Source organism: Micromonospora sp. CP22, from assembly GCF_009712475.1.
Lineage (GTDB): Bacteria > Actinomycetota > Actinomycetes > Mycobacteriales > Micromonosporaceae > Micromonospora.
The window spans coordinates 111,946-127,768 of the sequence record NZ_VCJO01000009.1 but is presented as its reverse complement, the minus strand read 5'-3'; the positions used below and the strand labels follow the sequence as shown (position 1 = coordinate 127,768).

Annotated in this window: 14 protein-coding genes; 8 read left to right on the top strand and 6 right to left on the bottom strand. The window is 72.1% G+C overall.

Annotation, left to right across the window (positions count from 1 at the left end; all coding sequences use genetic code 11):
- Nucleotides 1-525 precede the first annotated feature (525 nt).
- Nucleotides 526-1,014 carry a glutathione peroxidase gene (locus FF096_RS16900; RefSeq protein WP_155219231.1) on the bottom strand — a complete coding sequence of 163 codons (489 nt, stop codon included), beginning with the start codon at nt 1,012-1,014 and terminating at the stop codon, nt 526-528.
- A 282-nt stretch (nt 1,015-1,296) separates the two neighbouring features.
- On the opposite strand from FF096_RS16900, the gene FF096_RS16895 reads away from it, so the two are divergent.
- From FF096_RS16895 to FF096_RS16875, 5 genes are all read left to right on the top strand, one after another.
- On the top strand, nt 1,297-2,922 hold the full coding sequence (locus tag FF096_RS16895) for a glycosyl hydrolase family 18 protein (RefSeq protein WP_155219228.1): 1,626 nt from the start codon (nt 1,297-1,299) through the stop codon (nt 2,920-2,922).
- 206 nt (nt 2,923-3,128) lie between these two features.
- Nucleotides 3,129-3,617, top strand: coding sequence for a hypothetical protein (locus FF096_RS16890; RefSeq protein ID WP_155219225.1), 489 nt, complete (start codon nt 3,129-3,131; stop codon nt 3,615-3,617).
- Nucleotides 3,618-3,684: 67 nt separating this feature from the next.
- Entirely contained in the window at nt 3,685-4,464 is a 780-nt protein-coding gene (locus FF096_RS16885; protein WP_155219221.1) for a deaminase, read from the top strand.
- A gap of 180 nt (nt 4,465-4,644) precedes the next feature.
- A complete protein-coding gene (locus tag FF096_RS16880; protein ID WP_155219217.1) occupies nt 4,645-6,051 on the top strand; it encodes a class II 3-deoxy-7-phosphoheptulonate synthase in 1,407 nt (468 codons plus the stop codon).
- An 80-nt stretch (nt 6,052-6,131) separates the two neighbouring features.
- The gene (locus tag FF096_RS16875) at nt 6,132-7,160 is read left to right on the top strand and encodes a low specificity L-threonine aldolase (protein WP_155219214.1); all 1,029 of its coding nucleotides are present in this window, start codon (nt 6,132-6,134) and stop codon (nt 7,158-7,160) included.
- Between the two features lie 82 nt (nt 7,161-7,242).
- Here FF096_RS16875 and FF096_RS16870 read toward each other — a convergent pair whose 3' ends face one another.
- Together FF096_RS16870 and pknB are read right to left on the bottom strand one after the other, a co-directional pair.
- Nucleotides 7,243-8,115 carry a deoxyribonuclease IV gene (locus FF096_RS16870; protein ID WP_155219211.1) on the bottom strand — a complete coding sequence of 291 codons (873 nt, stop codon included), beginning with the start codon at nt 8,113-8,115 and terminating at the stop codon, nt 7,243-7,245.
- Complete coding sequence (pknB, locus tag FF096_RS16865) at nt 8,115-10,100, bottom strand: Stk1 family PASTA domain-containing Ser/Thr kinase (protein ID WP_155219208.1); 1,986 nt, start codon at nt 10,098-10,100, stop codon at nt 8,115-8,117. The genes FF096_RS16870 and pknB overlap by 1 nt, the downstream gene beginning before the upstream one ends.
- Nucleotides 10,101-10,264: 164 nt before the next feature.
- Here pknB and FF096_RS16860 point away from each other — a divergent pair, with 164 nt between their 5' ends.
- On the top strand, nt 10,265-10,648 hold the full coding sequence (locus FF096_RS16860; protein ID WP_309223436.1) for an Rv2175c family DNA-binding protein: 384 nt from the start codon (nt 10,265-10,267) through the stop codon (nt 10,646-10,648).
- A gap of 34 nt (nt 10,649-10,682) precedes the next feature.
- Here FF096_RS16860 and FF096_RS16855 read toward each other — a convergent pair whose 3' ends face one another.
- Nucleotides 10,683-11,765 carry a polyprenyl synthetase family protein gene (locus FF096_RS16855; protein WP_309223435.1) on the bottom strand — a complete coding sequence of 361 codons (1,083 nt, stop codon included), beginning with the start codon at nt 11,763-11,765 and terminating at the stop codon, nt 10,683-10,685.
- A 9-nt stretch (nt 11,766-11,774) separates the two neighbouring features.
- Nucleotides 11,775-12,212 carry a helix-turn-helix transcriptional regulator gene (locus FF096_RS16850; RefSeq protein WP_155219205.1) on the bottom strand — a complete coding sequence of 146 codons (438 nt, stop codon included), beginning with the start codon at nt 12,210-12,212 and terminating at the stop codon, nt 11,775-11,777.
- 310 nt (nt 12,213-12,522) lie between these two features.
- Here FF096_RS16850 and metF point away from each other — a divergent pair, with 310 nt between their 5' ends.
- Both metF and FF096_RS16840 read left to right on the top strand, forming a co-directional pair.
- Entirely contained in the window at nt 12,523-13,440 is a 918-nt protein-coding gene (gene metF / locus FF096_RS16845; RefSeq protein WP_309223434.1) for a methylenetetrahydrofolate reductase [NAD(P)H], read from the top strand.
- A 43-nt stretch (nt 13,441-13,483) separates the two neighbouring features.
- Nucleotides 13,484-14,173, top strand: coding sequence for a CDP-alcohol phosphatidyltransferase family protein (locus FF096_RS16840; protein WP_309223433.1), 690 nt, complete (start codon nt 13,484-13,486; stop codon nt 14,171-14,173).
- Nucleotides 14,174-14,314: 141 nt separating this feature from the next.
- On the opposite strand, the gene FF096_RS16835 is transcribed toward FF096_RS16840, so the two are convergent.
- On the bottom strand, nt 14,315-15,802 hold the full coding sequence (locus tag FF096_RS16835) for an NAD(P)/FAD-dependent oxidoreductase (protein WP_155219202.1): 1,488 nt from the start codon (nt 15,800-15,802) through the stop codon (nt 14,315-14,317).
- Nucleotides 15,803-15,823: the final 21 nt, after the last annotated feature.

The following is a 15,823-nucleotide window of genomic DNA, read 5'->3' as shown; positions in this document are numbered from 1 at the left end:
CGTCGTCACTATTGGACATTGGTAAGCGATGCGCGATTCTGGTATCTCAGGTCGGGCGACTGGCCGACGCCCCAAAACGCAAGATTTCGGACTTTCCATCGCATAGCAATGCCGGATTGATCAGGTTTTGCCGCTGTGATCATCCGGATGAGTTCTTCTCGACCGTATTCGCGTCGGATGGTCGTCGAGTCGGTGATGCGTTTTCCGTCGCGGGTTACACACCATTCCTCGGTGTGGTCCGCACCTCAGTCGTCCCGCGTCCGGCGTTGATGTCCAAAGTGGATATTCACGGAATCTACATGGAATCTCCATGGAGCCGAGACGCAATCTCCATCATATCTACACGCTCCGGCGGCGTCCGATTTCGGCGACCGGCGACCGGCGGGCGGAGAACGGGCGTGGGGGCAATGGGGTATCCCACACCTGTCCGCTGTCGCCGGTCATGCGGCGGCGGTCGGGCTCATATGCCACATAAAGTCGCAAACAACTACCAGAAACGCACGACCGGCGAGGCGGGGGAGGGGATCAGGCGGGGAGGTGCTTGTCGACGGTGGCGCGCAGGGAAGGGTCGTCGGGAGTGACCGTGGGAGCGAAGCGGGCGACGACGGCGCCGTCGGGGGCGACGAGGAACTTCTCGAAGTTCCAGCGGACGTCGCCGGTGTGACCGTCGGCGTCGGGGGTGTCGACCAGGGCTGCGTACAGGGGGTGACGGTCGGGGCCGTTGACGTCCACCTTCTCCGTGATCGGGAAGGTCACGCCGTAGTTGACCTGGCAGAACTCGTTGATCTCCGCCGCGCTGCCCGGCTCCTGGCCGGCGAACTGGTTGCAGGGCACGCCGAGCACCGTCAGCCCGCGTTCGGCGTACTCGTCGGAGAGGGCCTGTAGGCCGGCGTACTGCGGGGTGAGGCCGCAGCGGGAGGCGACGTTGACGATCAGCAGGGTGCGTCCGCGGTACTGCGCGAGGTCGGCCGGGCCACCGGCGAGCGCACCGATCGGGATGTCGAAGACGGTCATGTCCGGAGGCTACCGCCGGGACGGTGCTCACGGACGGTGCGGCGGTGCGGGGCGGTGTGGCGAGGCGGGCGGTGTGGCGGCGCGGGGCGGTGCGGCGCGGGCGGGCGGTGTGACGGCGCGGGGCGGTGCGGCGCGGGCGGGCGGTGCGGCGGCGCGGGCGGGCGGTGCGGGCGGTGTCGGGTCAGGCGCGAATCGATACATGCACATCTTGACGAAGTGGTGGCGTGTGAGTAGCGTCTCCTCAACATTTTGGAAAGTTTCCTAACTGTTTGGAGACGCCACATGAAGAGATCGCTTCGCCGAGCCCTCTGGGTCGGCGCCGTGGTCGCGGTGACCGTCGCCACGGTCCCGGTGACCTCGGCGTTCGGCGCCGGCAGCGTGACCACCTCGTTCACCCGGGTGTCGGACTGGGGAACGGGCCACGAGACGCGGGTCACCATCACCAACGGGTCCGACGCCAGCGTGGGCACCTGGCGCATCGAGTTCGAGCTGCCGTCGGGCACCAGCATCGGCAGCTTCTGGGACGCCGACGTCACCCGCACCGGCAACCGCTATGTGGCGGTCAAGAAGAGCTGGGCCGGCGCGCTGGCCCCGGGCGCCTCCTTCAGCTGGGGTTACAACGGCACCGGCGCGTACCAGGCGCCGCTGAACTGCACGATCAACGGCGCGCCCTGCGGCGGCGGCACCCCGCCGCCGACCACCGCACCGCCCACCACGACGCCGCCCACCACCACGCCACCCACGACGCCTCCGCCGACCACCCCGCCCCCGACCACCCCGCCGCCGAACCCGGGCGCGCAGAAGGTGGTCGGCTACTTCGCCCAGTGGGGTGTCTACGCCCGCAACTACCACGTCAAGAACATCCACACCAGCGGCTCGGCGTCGAAGCTGACGCACATCCTGTACGCCTTCGGCAACACCACCGGCGGCCGGTGCACCATCGGGGACAGCTACGCCGACTACGAGAAGGCGTACACGGCGGCGGAGAGCGTCGACGGCGTCGCCGACACCTGGGACCAACCGTTGCGCGGCAGCTTCAACCAGCTGCGCAAGCTCAAGCAGATGTATCCGCACCTGAAGGTGATCTGGTCGTTCGGCGGCTGGACCTGGTCCGGCGGCTTCACCCAGGCCGCGCAGAACCCGACCGCCTTCGCCGAGAGCTGCTACAACCTGGTCGAGGACCCGCGCTGGGCGGACGTCTTCGACGGCATCGACATCGACTGGGAGTACCCGAACGCCTGCGGCCTGACCTGTGACGCCAGCGGCCCGAACGCGTTCAAGAACGTGGCCAGCGCGCTGCGCGCCCGGTTCGGCCCGAACAACCTGGTCACCGCCGCGATCACCGCCGACGGCAGCAACGGCGGCAAGATCGACGCCACCGACTATGCCGGTGCCGCCACGCACCTGAACTGGATCATGCCGATGACGTACGACTACTTCGGCGCCTTCAACGCGCAGGGCCCGACCGCCCCGCACTCGCCGCTGTACTCCTACTCCGGCATCCCGCAGCAGGGCTTCTGGTCCGACGCGGCGATTCAGAAGCTCAAGAGCAAGGGCATCCCGGCAAACAAGCTGCTGCTCGGCGTCGGCTTCTACGGCCGGGGCTGGACCGGGGTCACGCAGAGCGCGCCGGGCGGCACCGCGACCGGCCCGGCACCGGGCACCTACGAGCAGGGCATCGAGGACTACAAGGTGCTCAAGAACAGCTGCCCGGCCACCGGCACCGTCGGTGGTACGGCGTACGCCAAGTGCGGCAGCAACTGGTGGAGCTACGACACCCCGTCCACCATCGGCGGCAAGATGACGTACGCGAAGAACCAGGGCCTCGGTGGCGCCTTCTTCTGGGAACTCTCCGGTGACACCAGCAACGGTGAGCTGATCAGCGCCATCAAGGGCGGCCTCGGCTGAGCCGACGGTCGACGCATCACCCACCCGACGGGGAGGGGCCGCACCGGCCCCTCCCCGTCCGGCCTTCTCCCGCCGCTGTGGTGAAAGGAAGGGCCCCTTCCTATGCATCAGGCGTTAGGAAGGGGCCCTTCCTTTCACCGAATCGTGGTGGTGTGACAGACTCGCCGATCGACCGTGTCTCGATGCCGCCGTCGAGGGAGGTGACGATGCGGGTCACGTACCGGCGTCCGGCGAGCACCGCCGCGCTGCTCGCCATCCTGCCCTTCGCCCTGGTCGGCTGCGGGCTCGTCGGTGGCGAGAACGAGGCCGAGCAGCCCGGTCGGGCACCGGCCGAGGAGGCCATGCTGAAGTCCCGCGAGCGGGTCCAGGCGTACCTCGACGCGATGGCCGCCAAGGACGTGGCGGCCGGTCGCAGCCAGCTCTGCGCGGTGCTGCACGAGGCGTTCGACGCCGCCGCCACCGAGGCGAACGGCGACTTCGCCGACCACTTCAAGGTGTCGAAGTCCGAGATCATCGACATCCGGCCCGGCCCGTCCGGGCAGGAGGTCAGCACCACGGTCACGGTCACCGTCGGTAAGAAGAAGGCGACCCGTCCGGTGCTGTTCACGGTCACCCGTGACGGGCTCGACTGGTGCATCGCCGCGGAGGAACCCGGCGGCAACCCGCCCAGCCCCAGCCCCGCCGTCACCCCCTGACCGGGGCTGTGACCGGCCACATCACACCGTTGCCCTGACATCGGTGTCAGCTCCTATGGTGCGTGCCATGACCTCACGTTCCGTACAGCAACTCCGTGTCGTGTTGACCGTGGCCGACTTCGACGCCGCGGTGACCTACTACCGTGACGCCCTGGGCCTGCCGGAGTCGGAGGCCATCGACGGCCCCGACGGCGAGCGGCTCGTCATCCTCGACGCCGGTCGTGCGACGTTGGAGCTGGCCGACGAGGCCCAGGCGCGGTACATCGCCGAGGTCGAACGCGCTGGCCCGTCCGACGTACCGGTGACGATCTTCCAGGAGCTGGCGGAACCCGACGACGGGACCGATCTGGTGGGTTCCACGCTCACCGCACTCGGGGGCGAGCCCGGCGTGCTGGCCCGTACCGTCGACCTGGCGCGGCGTCGCGCCGTGGCCGGACACCCGCCGTTCGCCGCCGTCGTCGTCCAGGACGGCGTGGTGATCGGTGCGGGGGTCAACACCACCACCTCAGACCTGGATCCGACGGCGCACGGCGAGGTGGCGGCGGTCCGCGACGCCGCTCGCCGGACCGGTTCGGTCGACCTGGCCGCAGCGGTGGTCTACTCGAGCTGCGAACCTTGCGCGATCTGCCGCACGACGGCCGCGATGGCGGGCGTCCGCGAGATCGTTTACGCCGCCGGCCGCGAGCACGTCACCTCCGGGATCGACCCGAACCCGGAGGTGACGACGCGGCTCACGGACGCGGTGGCCGCGGTGGTGCCCGGCATCGCCCGGCGCGGTGAGACCGCCCTCGCCGAGGCCGAGCTGTCCGAGCCGTTTCGCGCTTACCTGGCGGCCGTGACGCGGTGATGCCGCGACGGGTGGGCCCGGTGTGCGGACCGCCGCCGGGCTCACCGGTCCGGGTCCGTCACCCGGACCGGTGAGCGGCGGCGACGGACCGGCCGGCACCCCGTGATGACGATCTCTCATCTGCCGGAACGGTCCCCCTCGCCGGACGGCGGCCCGGACCGTCGCCGTACGCTTTCTGTCATGCGCCATGAGTGGCACCAGCTGAGCCATCCGGCCGTCGGCAGCCCCGTGCTGCAGACCAGCCGGCCGACCGTCGACTCCGCCGAGGACGAGGCCCTCGGTCTGGACCTCTGGCGGGCCCTGCCCCGCGCACAGACCCCACCCTGGCCCGACGAGGCCCAGGTCGCCGAGGTCTGCAAGGTGCTCGACACCGTACCGTCGGTGGTCGCCCCGTACGAGGTCGACCAGTTGCGTCAGCGTCTGGCCCTGGTCTGCGAGGGCAAGGCGTTCCTGTTGCAGGGCGGTGACTGCGCGGAGACCTTCGCCGACAACACCGAGAGCCATCTGCTGGCCAACGCCCGCACGCTGTTGCAGATGGCCATCGTGCTGACCTACGGCGCGTCGTTGCCGGTGGTGAAGGTGGCCCGGGTGGCCGGGCAGTACACCAAGCCCCGGTCGCTGCCGACCGACGCGCGCGGCCTCCCGGCCTACCGCGGCGACATGATCAACTCGCTGGAGGCCACGCCGGAGGCGCGGGTCGCCGACCCGCAGCGCATGATCCGGGCGTACGCGAACTCGGCCGCCGCGATGAACATGCTGCGTGCCTACCTGGCTGGTGGGCTGGCCGACCTGCACGCGGTGCACGACTGGAACAAGGGCTTCGTGCGCAACTCCCCGGCCGGGGAGCGGTACGAGGCGATCGCCCGGGAGATCGACAGGGCGCTCGCCTTCATCCGCGCCTGCGGGATGACCGAGGACGACGCGTTGCGCACGGTCACCCTGTACTGCTCACACGAGGCGCTGGCCCTGGAGTACGACCGGGCGTTGACCCGGGTCTCCGGTGGTCGGCCGTACGGGCTGTCCGGGCACTTCCTCTGGATCGGCGAGCGCACCCGGCAGATCGACGGCGCGCACATCGACTTCATCTCCCGCATCGCCAACCCGATCGGGGTCAAGCTCGGCCCGACCACCAGCCCGGACGAGGCGATCGAGCTGTGCGAGAAGCTGAACCCGGAAAACATCCCCGGCCGGCTCACCCTGATCAGCCGGATGGGCAACCACAAGGTCCGTGACGTCCTGCCACCGATCGTGGCCAAGGTGACCGCCGCCGGAGCGAAGGTGGTGTGGCAGTGCGACCCGATGCACGGCAACACCCACGAGTCCTCCAACGGCTACAAGACGCGCCACTTCGACCGCATCGTCGACGAGGTGCTCGGCTACTTCGAGGTGCACCGGGGCCTGGACACCCACCCGGGTGGCCTGCACGTCGAGCTGACCGGTGAGGACGTCACCGAGTGCCTGGGCGGCGCACAGGGCATCGCCGACCTCGACCTGCCCGGCCGCTACGAGACCGCCTGCGACCCCCGCCTGAACACCCAGCAGTCGCTGGAGCTGGCGTTCCTCGTCGCGGAGATGCTCCGTGGCTGACCCGAGGAGTCGGCCTGCCCGCCGGGTGCGGCGGCCGGAGGGGTGACCATGGCCAACGGGAGGCACCGGTGGGACGACCGATGGCTGAGCTGATCGACCTGCGGTCGGACACGGTGACCCGGCCCACCCTCGCCATGCGTCAGGCCATGGCCAACGCCGAGGTGGGCGACGACGTCTACGGCGAGGACCCGACGGTCCAGGCGCTGGAGGCCGAGGTCGCCGCCATGTTCGGGCACGAGGCGGCGCTGTTCTGCCCGAGCGGGTCGATGGCCAACCAGATCGCCCTGCAACTGCTGGTGCCGCCCGGCACGGAGCTGCTCTGCGACGCCGACGCGCACGTGGTCACGTACGAGATGGGGGCTGCCGCCGCGTACGGCGGGGTCACCTCGCGGACCTGGCCGCCGGTGGGCGCGCAGCTCGACCCCGACGTGGTCGCCGGTATGGTCCGTCCCGACGCCCCCTGGGTGGTGCCCACCCGGGCGATCGCGGTGGAGCAGACCCACAACCGTGGCGGCGGTGGGGTGATTCCCCTCGACACGCTGCGCGAGCTGCGCCGGATCGCCGACGCCGGGCAGGTGGCGCTGCACTGCGACGGTGCTCGGATCTGGAACGCCCACGTCGCCGACGGCGTGCCGTTGGCCACCTACGGCGCGTTGTTCGACACCCTGTCGGTCTGCCTGTCCAAGGGACTCGGCGCGCCGGTGGGCTCGCTGGTCGTCGGCTCCGCCGACCGGATCGAGCGGGGCCGGGTGATCCGTAAGCGGATGGGCGGTGGGATGCGCCAGGCCGGGATCCTGGCCGCCGCCGGTCGGTACGCGCTGGCGCACCACGTCGACCGGCTGGCCGCCGACCACGCGAAGGCGGCCCGGCTGGCGGAGGCGGTCGCCCCGTTCGGGGTGCTGGCCACCACGGTACGCACCAACATCGTTCCGCTGGATCTGACCAAGGCGCCGCTGGACGCGGCCGAGTTGGCCGCCGCCGCCCGCGCCGAGGGTGTGCTGGTCTCGGTGCTCGGTCCGCGTATCGCCCGCCTGGTCACCCACCTGGACGTCACCGACGCCGAGACGGATCAGGCCGCCGCCGTCCTCACCCGCATCCTCCGCCGCTGACCGCCGTCGTCCCGGCCCTGGCCGGGCGTGCCCCGTCACCGCTCGGCCGGTGCAAACGACCGGCACGGCCGGAGGGCAGGGGTCAGGGCAGGAGGCGGCGGAGGGTGCTGATGTCCGCGGCGTGGCCCTCGTGCCGTTCGGTGGGGGTCTCCACCAGCACCGGGACTCCGGCGGTGGCCGGGTGACGCATCAGCTCGGCGAAGGCGGGCTCGCCGATCAGGCCCTTGCCGATGTTCTCGTGCCGGTCCCGGGTGGAGCCGCACAGGTCCTTCGAGTCGTTCGCGTGCACCAGCCGCAGCCGGTCCGCTCCGACGGCGGTGACCAGGGCGTCCAGCGTCGCGGTCAGCCCGCCCTCGGCGGCCAGGTCATGCCCGGCGGCCCAGGCGTGGCAGGTGTCGAAGCAGACCCCCAGCCACGGGTGCCGGTCCACCGCGTCGAGGTACGGCTCGAGGTGCTCCACTCGACTGGCCAGCGACCGGCCGCCTCCGGCGCTCGGCTCGACCAGCAGCATCGGCCCACCCGCGTCGGCGGCCGAGTCGAGCAGCGGCAGCAGCGACTCGCGTACCTGCCGCATGGCCGCCTCGGCGTGCCCGGCGTCCACCGCGCTGCCGGCGTGGAAGACCACCCCACGAGCGCCGATCGCGGCACCTCGGCGCAGCGCGTGGGCCAGCGTCCGGGTCGACCGCTCGACCGTCGCAGCGGTCGGTGAACCCAGGTTGACCAGCAGCGACGCGTGGATGTAGACGGCGACACCTCGGTCGGCGCAGCCGTCGCGGAACAGCTCGTCCTGCACCGGGTCGCCGGCCGGCATCGCCCAGCCCCGGGAGTTGCCGACGTAGACCTGCGCCACCTCGGAACCGGCCGCGTCGATATACGGCAGCGCCGCCTTGGCCAGCCCACCGGAGGTGGGCGTGTGCGAGCCGATCGGCCGGTGGCCGGGAACCGCAGCGGTCATCAGAAGCAGCCGATGGTGATCTGCGTACCCGGGGCGACCTGGGCGTTCTCGTTCGGGTTCTGGAACCGGGTGACGGCGTTCGGGTTGAACTGCACCGTCACCGGGAAGCCCTGGCTCTCCAGCACCTGCTTGGCCTGCTGGCACGGCAGGTCGACGACGCGTGGCACGGTCACCAGCGGCGGCCCCTCGCTGACCTCCAGCCGGATCTGGGCCCCCCGTTCCACGCCGCTGCCGTCGGCCGGGCTCTGCCCGATCACCTCGTCACGCGGCTTGTCGGACTGCTTGCGCGTCGGCTCCACCAGCACCAGACCGAGCTGCGCGATCTGGTTGCGGGCGTCGTTGAGGTTCTTGCCGACCAGGTTCGGCACGGTGATCGGGGCGCGGCCCTTGCTGAGGATGACGGTGATCTTGTCGCCCGGTTTGACCTCCTTGCCCGCCTCCGGTTTGGTGGACACCACCACGCCCTCCGGCAGGCTGTCGTCGTAGCGGGCGGTGCCCTTCACCACCTCTAGCTGGGCGCTGAGCAGGTCGGCCTCGGCCAGCGCGAACTCCTTGCCGACCACGTCCGGCAGCTCGAAGCGCTCCGGCCCGAGCGACAGGGTCAGGGTGATGGTGCCGCCCTTGAGGATCTTGGCGGAGGAGGCGGGATCCTGCCCCAGCACACCGTCGCGGGGGACCTGGTCGTCGTAGCGAGGATCGGCGTAGACCACGTCGAAGCCCGCCTGGGAGGCCCGTGCCTCCGCCTCGGCCTTGGTCATGCTCACCAGTTCCGGCGCGGTGGTGTACCGACCGACCCCGAACCACCAGCCACCGAGCGCGGCCACCAGCCCGAGCACCACGACGACCGCCGCCACGGCGAGCCGTCCGCCGCCCTGGCCGGGCAGGCGGGCGACCAGGCCGGACAATCGGGTACGCAGGTCGTCGCCGCCGGACGCGGCCCGACGGCGACCACGCGCGGGCGAGCCGTCCTCCGGCAGTCGCGCCCAGGTCGGTCGCTCGGACGGACGCACGGGCGCGACCACCATCGTCGGTTGGGACACCGCGGGGCCGTCGGTCACCGGGGTGATCAGGGCGGTGTGGCTGTTCGAACTGCCCACGCTGTCCCGGGCCACCTGCACCTCGGCCAGCAGCGTGCCCGCGTCACCGGGGCGGGCCGCCGGGTCGCGTCGGGTGGCGCGGGCGACCAGGTCGTCGAGGACCCTCGGCAGACCGGGCACCAGCGTCGACGGTGCGGGGACGTCGCGGTCGACGTGCTGCCAGGCGATGTCGATCGGCCGGTCACCGTCGTAGGGCACCCGACCGGTGAGCATCTCGAACAGCACGATGCCCGTCGAGTAGACGTCGGTGCGCGCGTCCGCCCGGCCGTCGGTCACCAGCTCCGGTGCCACGTACGCCACGGTGGCCATCAACTGGTTGCCGCTGTCGTGGTCGGTGCTCGCCTCCACCGCCCGGGCCAACCCGAAGTCGGTCACCTTGACCACGCTGTCGACGAGGTTGGCCGGACCGCCGCTGGGTGCCTCGGCGACCAGCACGTTCTCCGGCTTGACGTCACGGTGCACCAGACCGGCCCGGTGGGCGGCGCCGATGGCCGCGAGCATCTGCTCGGTGATGGCCAACGCCTCGTCCGGGTTGAGCCGGCGTCGTTCGGTCAGCACCTCGCGCAGGGTGCGACCACGGACGTACTCCATCACCAGGTAGGGCCGCCCGGCGTGGGTGCCCTGGTCGTAGACCGCCACCACGTTGGGGTGGGTGAGCCGGGCGATGGTCTTGGCCTCGTCGGTGAACCGGTCGACGAAGCTGGGTCGACCGGCCTGACCGGGTGGTCCCTGGGCGGCATGAATGATCTTGACGGCGACGGTGCGTTCGAGCCGCTCGTCAACGGCGGTGTACACGGTCGCCATGCCGCCACGGGCCACGCGACCGCGGATGCGGTAGCGCCCGTCGATCAGCGAGCCCAGCAACGTGTCGGCGACCTGTGTGTCCATCGGCAGGCAGTCTATGTGTCGGGGGGATGAAGGTTGAACAGGATGCTACCGGCAGGTGCCCGTCGGCGGGTTCGACGCGCGCGTACGGTGACGGTCGCCCCTGCTCAGGGTGGTCGCCGGGAGGCCGTTGACCGGAGCCGGGGGCGGCGTGGCAGGGTGGTGCCGTGACCGATTCCGTACCCGCCGAGGGCGCCGCGCCCCTGGCCGGTCCCGCCGACCCGGCGGGCTGGCTGACCCTGCCGGACGTCGCCGAGCGGCTCGACCTGTCGATCAGCAAGGTCCACCAGATGATCCGGGACCGGCAGCTGCTCGCGGTACGCCGGGACGGCGTCCGCCGGATCCCGGCCGACCTGGTGGCCAACCACACCGTGCTCAAGCACCTGCCGGGCGTGCTCACCCTGCTGGCCGACGCCGGCTACGACGACGAGGCGGCGCTGCGCTGGCTCTACGAGCCGGACGACACGTTGGCCGGCGGCACCCCCGCGACCGCCCTCGGCGGCGACCAGGCCCGTGAGGTCAAGCGCCGCGCCCAGGCGCTGGGTTTCTGAGGGACCGTCCGGCTCAGTCGCCGCGCCGGTCGAGTCAGTCGGCGCGGCGGGTGGCGGCGATGGCCAGATCCACCAGCGCCTGTCGGGCCTCGGTGTCCAGGTCGACGGCGGTGAGCGCGGCGAGCGCCGCGTCGGTCAGCGTGACGATGCGCTGCTCGGTGCGGGCCAGCGCGCCGGTGTCGACGATCAGCTCCCGCAGCCGGGTCACCCGGTCGGCGTCCAACTCGCTGTCGCCGAGGCCGTCGAGCAACAGGGCACGACCGGCCTCGTCGGCGACCTCCAGCGCGGCCGCCACCAGGTACGTCCGTTTGCCCTCGCGCAGGTCGTCGCCGGCTGGCTTGCCGGTCTGCGCCGGATCGCCGAAGACGCCGAGCACGTCGTCGCGCAACTGGAACGCCTCACCCAGCGGCAACCCGTACGCCGAGTAGGCGATGCGTACGTCGGCGGGGGCGTCGGCCAACGCCGCGCCGACCAGCAGTGGCCGTTCCACGGTGTACTTGGCCGACTTGTACCGGGCGACCTTGCTGGCGCGTTCCAGCGAGGTGTCGCCGGTGGCCTGGGTCAGCACGTCGAGGTACTGCCCGATGGTGACCTCGGTACGCATCTCGTCGAAGTCCGGTCGGGCGCGGGCCACCGTCCGGGGGTCGAGCCCGGCGGAGTGCAACAGCTCGTCGGACCAGACCAGGCACAGGTCGCCCAGCAGGATCGCCGCGGCGTCGCCGAAGCTGTCCGGATCGCCACCCCAACCGGCTGACCGGTGCCGGGCGGCGAACCGTCGGTGCACCGCGGGCTCTCCGCGTCGGGTGTCCGAACGGTCCATCAGGTCGTCGTGGATCAGGGCGCTGGCCTGCACGAACTCCAGCGCGGCGAGGGCGGTCACCACCGCATCGGTGTCCACCCCGCCGGCGCCCCGGTAGCCCCAGTACGCGAAGGCCGGCCGTAGCCGCTTGCCGCCGCCCAGCACGAACGCCTCGATCGCCTCGGCGACCGGCAGCAGGGCGTCGTCGACCTCGGCCATCCAGGCGCGACGGCCGACGAGGAAGTCCGACAGTGCCTTGTCGACCCGCTGGCGCAGGCTGGCACGGTCGACCGGGGAGACGGGAGCAGCATGGGTCACATCTCGACGCTAGTTGGTCGGGGTACGACGCGCCGAGCCACCCGCCCTCCGGCGCGTCGGGTCAGCCGCTGGTCGCAATCGACCCGGCGGCGGGACAGGTCGTGCCGAGCGGGCTGACCCGCCGGGCCTGGACGCGCTGCCGGGCCTGGACGCGGGCCGGGCGTGTCGGCCCGGACCCGGCCGACAGGGCTGGCTGCCCGCGCCGGGCTGGACGGCCGGGGCCGCGAGGAACCGGACCAGCCAGCCGCGCCAGAAGCGCCCCGGCTCCCGTACCTGCCGCTCCCACCGGGAGATCTCGTGCCGGCTCAGCGTGCACACACCGGCGGCGGCGCACAGCTCGGCGGCGAGGCGGGCCTGGCTCCATCCCCGGGTGCGGCGTAGCCGGACCAGCAGCGGGCCCAGGGGTGCCGAGTCGGGGCGGGTGGAGGCGGACGGCGGCGGGGACATGGATCCTCCGGCAGGGTCGGCGGGTGGTGGCCCGACACCGGCTCAGGGTGGTGTCGGCGCACCGTCTGCTGCTGACCCCCGCGCGTGACCCCCGCGCGGCCGCCCGGTGGGCTGTCGACCGCACCCGCGCAGGTGAGCAGATTAGCCCGCGGGTGCGACAGTTCCCCCGGCGGCGGGTGTGCGACGGTTCGGCGTACACCACGGTCCGTGGTGTCGATGTCACGGATGGACGCCGGTGTGTGCGGGGTCGGCCGTCCCCACTGCTGGGAAGCCGGTGGGGGTGTCCGTCCGGTCCGGCTAGAGTCGGTTCGTGGCGCTCGGTCTTCCCTCGGTCCTCCCGAACTCGCAACCGGCGATCGGAGAGCTGGTGCGCGACTGCCAGCCGACCTTCTCCTTCGAGTTCATGCCGCCCAAGACGGAGCAGGGCGAGCGGCAGTTGTGGCAGGCCATCCGCGAGTTGGAGTCGCTGCGCCCCTCCTTCGTCTCGATCACCTACGGTGCCGGTGGCTCGACTCGGGACACCACGGTCGCGGTCACCGAGCGGATCGCCACCGAGACCACCCTGCTGCCGATGGCGCACCTGACGGCGGTCAACCACTCCGTCGCCGAGTTGCGGCACGTGATCGGGCGGCTGGCCGGTGCCGGGGTGCGCAACGTGCTGGTGGTGCGCGGTGACCCGCCGGGCGATCCCACCGGGGAGTGGATCCCGCACCCCGAGGGCGTGCACTACGCCGAGGACCTGGTCCGCCTGGTCCGGGACTCCGGCGACTTCAGCGTCGGTGTCGCCGCCTTCCCCTACCGGCACCCGCGCTCGCCGGACGTCGCCGCCGACACCGAGTACTTCGTGCGTAAGTGCCGGGCCGGCGCGGACTTCGCGATCACCCAGATGTTCTTCGACGCCGACGAGTACCTTCGGCTGCGCGACCGGGTGGCCGCCGCCGGCTGCGACACCCCGATCCTGGCCGGGGTGATGCCGGTGACCCGGATCGGCACCATCGAGCGGTCCGTGCAGCTGTCCGGGGCACCCTTTCCACCGGCGTTGGCCGAGCGGTTCGAGCGGGTCGCCGACGACCCGGAGGCGGTCCGCCGGCTCGGCATCGAGCAGACCAGCGAGATGTGCCGCCGGCTGCTCGACGAGGGGGTGCCGGGGATCCACTTCATCACCTTCAACCGGTCCACCGCGACCCGGGAGATATGGCAGAACCTGCGGGTGAGCGTCGCGACGTGACACCAGGCGCGCGACACCTCGGCGCTGTCGCGGCGGTTGAACCGTGGTGGGCAGACAGCTGAACTGGAACGAGTACGCCACGGCGTGGGCCCGGTTGCACGGCGGTTTCGATCCCCGGGCCGCCACGCCGGTGGTGCGCGGTTGGCTGCGCTTCTCCTACCACGTCGGGTTCCTGCTGGGTCGGCTACGGGTCGGCCCGACCGCGGTGACGGTGGTCGGGGTGCTGCTCTGCTTCTGCGTACCGCTGTTCGCGGTCCGGTCGGGCGACGGGCCGTTCCTGGGCGCGTTGTTCGTGCTGCTCGCCTCGGTCGCCGACAGCGTCGACGGGGCGGTGGCGGTGGCCACCGGGCGCACCACCCGCCTCGGCTACGTCTACGACTCACTGGCCGACCGGCTCGGCGAGGCCGCCTGGCTGGTGGCGTTCTGGCTGATCGGCGCGCCAGGGGCGCTGGTCGCCGCAGCCGGTGCGCTGTCCTGGCTGCACGAGTACGTCCGCGCCCGCGCGGTCGCCGCCGGCATGCGGGAGATCGGCGCGGTCACCGTGGGGGAGCGGCCCACCCGGGTCTGCGTGGCCGTGGCGGGGCTGCTGCTGGCGGGTCTGAGCGGGCTGATCGAGACGGACCTGGCGGCCGGCACCATCACCATGGCGACCGCCGTCTGGGTGCTGCTCGCCGCCTTCGGGCTGGGGCAGCTGCTCTCCGCCGTCCGCCGGGCGTTGATCGACGCCGGCTGAGCGGTCCCCGGGGTACCGCCGGGGGACTCCGGGGGCACCGCCCGACTGGCCGCGCCTGTTGGGTGTGCCAGCGCGCCTGGCGGGCGTTAGCAAGGGGCCCTTCCTCTACCGCAGGCGTTAGTAGGGGGCCCTTCCTTACACCTACCAGGCGGGGCCGATCGCCTCGGCGACGATCTGCGCGGACAGGGTCACCATCGGCAGGCCACCGCCCGGATGACTGGAGCCGCCGACCAGCCACAGGCCCCGGGCCGGTCCCCGGTTGGCCGGGCGGAGCAAACCACCGGCGGTGCCGTAGATGGTGCCGCCCGGCGCGCCGGTGGCGGCGGCCAGGTCGGCCGGAGTACGGACATCGCGGAACACCAGTCGGTCGCGTACGTCCACGCCGCGTTCGGCCAGCACGTCGAGGATCCGGTCGGCGTACGCCTGCGCCAGCCCCGGCCGACGCCAGTCGATCGCCCCCGGTGCGGTGCCCTGCCGGGCGGCGTTGACCAGCACGAACCACGCCTCGTGCCCGGCCGGACGGACGGCCGCATCGTCCGCCACGGTGACGAAGACAGTCGGGTCGGCGGCCGGGCGGGCCCGCAGTCCCCGCCCCGGATCACCGAAGACCGCGTCGAACTCGGCGTCGTAGTCGGCGGGGAAGAAGACGTTGTGGTGGGCCAGCCCGGAGTCGCCGCGTACGCCGAGCAGCAGCACGAAACCGGCCAGGCTGCGGTCGGTGAGCGCGGCCAGCCGGCGCGGGTCGGGCAGTAGATCGCGGTAGACGCTGAGCGCGTCGACGTTGGCCACCACCACGTCGGCCGGGATCGGGGTGGTCGAGTCGGCGACGCGTACCCCGTGCACCCGACCGCCCACCGCGTCGATCCGGCTGACCGTGGTGCCGGTACGCACCACCACCCCCAGGTCCAGGCAGCGCGACAGCAGCGCGTCGGCGAGGCTGCCCAGCCCGCCACGCAGATACCAGCCGCCGAAGGCCAGCTCGGCGTAGGGAACCGCGACCAGTGCGGCCGGTGCGCGGCGCGGGTCGGCGCCGGTGTAGGTGGCGTACCGGTCCAGCAGCATCCGCAGTCGTGGCTCGGAGATCAGGGAACGGCCCAGCCCACGGAGGCTCTGACCGGGCCGGATCGCGGCCAGGTCGCCCAGCCGCCAGGCCAACCGGGCCAGGTCACGGGGAGAGTCGACGCGGCGGCGCAGGATGTCGCGTTCGGAGGCCCGCCACACCCGGGCGGCCCGGCGCCACAGCCGCTGCCAGTCGGCGGCGGCGCGGTCGCCGAGGGCCGCACCGATCCGGGCGGTGAACTCGGCCGGGTCGGCGCAGGAGTCGAGCACCGGGCCGCCACCGGGGAAGACGTGCCGCACGATCGGGTCCAGCGGCACCAGGTCGAGGTACTCGTCGAGCTTCGCCCCGGTCGCCTCGAACAGCTCGTGGAAGACCTCGGGCAGGGTGAGCAGGCTGGGACCGGTGTCGAAGTGGAACGAGCCCTCGGGGGTGTCGTGGCTGTGCCGTCCGAGTTTGCCGCCGACCTGCTCGGCGCGTTCGAGGACGGTCACCTGATGCCCGGTGACGGCCAGTCGGGCCGCGGTGGCCAGCCCACCCACCCCGGCGCCGACGACCACGATCCGCGCCATGTCGCGCCCCCTCGCCCGAAC

Coding starts and splice junctions, on each gene's coding strand:
- FF096_RS16885 (WP_155219221.1), top strand. CDS start 3,685: ATGACCTCACGTTCCGTACAGCAACTCCGTGTCGTGTTGACCGTGGCC.
- FF096_RS16900 (WP_155219231.1), bottom strand. CDS start 1,014: ATGACCGTCTTCGACATCCCGATCGGTGCGCTCGCCGGTGGCCCGGCC.
- FF096_RS16895 (WP_155219228.1), top strand. CDS start 1,297: ATGAAGAGATCGCTTCGCCGAGCCCTCTGGGTCGGCGCCGTGGTCGCG.
- FF096_RS16850 (WP_155219205.1), bottom strand. CDS start 12,212: ATGTCCCCGCCGCCGTCCGCCTCCACCCGCCCCGACTCGGCACCCCTG.
- FF096_RS16890 (WP_155219225.1), top strand. CDS start 3,129: ATGCGGGTCACGTACCGGCGTCCGGCGAGCACCGCCGCGCTGCTCGCC.
- FF096_RS16870 (WP_155219211.1), bottom strand. CDS start 8,115: ATGACCGCTGCGGTTCCCGGCCACCGGCCGATCGGCTCGCACACGCCC.
- FF096_RS16875 (WP_155219214.1), top strand. CDS start 6,132: ATGGCTGAGCTGATCGACCTGCGGTCGGACACGGTGACCCGGCCCACC.
- FF096_RS16835 (WP_155219202.1), bottom strand. CDS start 15,802: ATGGCGCGGATCGTGGTCGTCGGCGCCGGGGTGGGTGGGCTGGCCACC.
- pknB (WP_155219208.1), bottom strand. CDS start 10,100: ATGGACACACAGGTCGCCGACACGTTGCTGGGCTCGCTGATCGACGGG.
- FF096_RS16880 (WP_155219217.1), top strand. CDS start 4,645: ATGCGCCATGAGTGGCACCAGCTGAGCCATCCGGCCGTCGGCAGCCCC.